The sequence below is a fragment of the Photobacterium lutimaris genome (assembly GCF_003025555.1).
GTDB classification, from domain to species: domain Bacteria; phylum Pseudomonadota; class Gammaproteobacteria; order Enterobacterales; family Vibrionaceae; genus Photobacterium; species Photobacterium lutimaris.
In genome coordinates this window covers 1-2,164 of the sequence record NZ_PYMH01000032.1, presented here as the reverse complement: position 1 = coordinate 2,164, position 2,164 = coordinate 1, and the positions used below count along the sequence as shown (strand labels likewise).

Genomic DNA, 2,164 nt, shown 5'->3' with positions numbered 1-2,164 from the left:
TGTCGAGTAGACGACACCTGTTACCAAGTGTCGTCCCTCTAAGAACCCAGCGTGCAACTTTCACCGCACTAGGCTCAAGCCTTCACGAGAGCACCAATTGGCACCCAGCAACTTATAAAGCAGTGAGAGCAGGCTCATGCCAAGAGTTACGGAATTGCTTCTTTGATTTTCTCTTAGCCAAGTATTCTTGGTATTGAGGATCAAAAGGCGTAGCGGCACTCCTGATTTTCACATGTCTCTCTATTGGCACCTTAGCTATTTGAAACAGATTGAACTGACAATCCATATTCATGATCTTCTGCCAACCGTGAAATTGCCATTGACCTTGGCGGTTGATGAAGTATTTAAGGGCGATCCAAGTTCTAGATTTTGTTGGATGACGCCTTTTAGCCCAGTGCCATAACGTATGGAATAGCTTGTGACCTACATATCCGAATACCTGTTTGGCCACGCAGTGTCGATAGTAATTCGACCAGCCCCTGAGTTTCGGATTTATCAGCTTGATAAGATCGTTAACGGGGATGGTTGCATGCTTTTTGATGAGTTCGCGCAAATTACTTAGGAACAGTAGCGTGTTGGATTTACTCGGTTTAATGAGCAATTTCCCTTTGTACTTCCTATGGTTAAAACCTAGGAAATCAAAACCACGACTGATATGGGTAATGTGCGTTTTCTCTTCGGAGAGTGTTAAGCCTCTTTCTGCTAAGAAATCAGCAATCAACGGTTTGATATCGTTCTCCAGCACTTCCTTTGAAGCACAGGTGACGACGAAATCGTCGGCGTATCCAATAAAGTTGGCTCTTGCCCCCTTTTTGAGAGCGGTAGACTTTATGCGCAGTTCAAGTCCTGCAAGGGTCATTAGCATCAAGGTGGGGGATATAACCCCGCCTTGAGGTGTTCCCTCATCAGTACGATAGAACAGCCCTTTGTCCATAAAACCAGACTTTAACCATTGTTCCAACATGCGTTTATCCACGGCAATGTTGTTCATAAGCCATTGATGCCCAATCTTGTCGAAACAGGCTTTGATGTCTCCCTCAAGAACCCATTGAGCTGATTTCTTTAATGCCAGACACTTGAAGCACTGTGCGACTGCATCGGCAGTGCTGCGGTTTGGTCTAAATCCATAGCTGTTAGGGTCGGCAAGTGTTTCTGATACAGGCTCCAGAGCAAGAAGATGAAGCGCTTGCTGCGCTCTATCGACCATGCAGGGGATACCCAGAGGTCTGAGCTTACCGTTTTTCTTGGGGATGTAGATACGCTTAAGCGGTTTGGCTTGATAAGCTTTCCTGCTCAATTGATGGACTGCTTTCATACGGCGCGTATCTGTGTTCCAGATGACGCCGTCTACTCCAGGCGTTTTACTGCCTTTGTTTTGTGATACCCGCTTAACAGCAAGAAGTTTTGCCGAACGCGAGTGGGTCAGTATCCACTGCAACGCTTTCGCTTTGCCGTGTTTACTTTCTCGTGTTGCCTTTGCAATACGCACCTGAAGCTTTAAAACATGGGATTCAACGGCCTTCCAATTGATGGATTGCCATTGAGCACTGTTAGGAGAGGCACTAATCTCTTTTGAAATCATCATTTGCGTTTCTCCTTGAATAAAGTTCTTCAAATTATCTTGCAACGGAAGACCAGTCGGAAGTCAGCCCACTTTCGTGATCAGATATAAATCTGTATCTGCATCGTTACAATGCAGCGTTCGCTTTTTCCAACATCCTCTACCTGCATCACTATCGGCCACAAAGGCTTTCCCGAAGGGAGTGATACAGGCTTACCGTGTTCCGTATGTCGCGCAATGTCAGGGTAGATGCCCGCTATGGTGCGGAGAGTTCAATGATCACGAAAGAGCATGGGGCAATCTCTTTCCGACTCTCTTGCCTTTTGGCTACAGCGTATTAACCACTTCCGCTGTTTCAACGTATAACGCACCTTACGCGGATTCACGTATGTTCATCATGCTGACTACCTAGCACTCACCCAATTTTGTGGTTATCAGGAGGATCGTCCTCTCACGATTTCAATCCCGATTGGCCTATAACCAATCTTCGTTACATTGTCAGAGCCGCTACTTTATTCAGGCTCCTAGGTTCATCTGGTGATACAGATGGTTCACTCGTTGAGCGGTGAACAGCGCTTCATACGACCTCACGTCGCACGCCCC

The 2,164-nt window shown here is 46.5% G+C and carries 1 protein-coding gene; it reads right to left on the bottom strand.

Going from position 1 to position 2,164, the window contains the following annotated elements; genetic code table 11:
- Positions 1–112 precede the first annotated feature (112 nt).
- Positions 113–1,585, bottom strand: a complete 1,473-nt coding sequence (ltrA, locus tag C9I99_RS26795) for a group II intron reverse transcriptase/maturase (protein WP_107351884.1) — start codon at positions 1,583–1,585, stop codon at positions 113–115.
- Positions 1,586–2,164 lie beyond the last annotated feature (579 nt).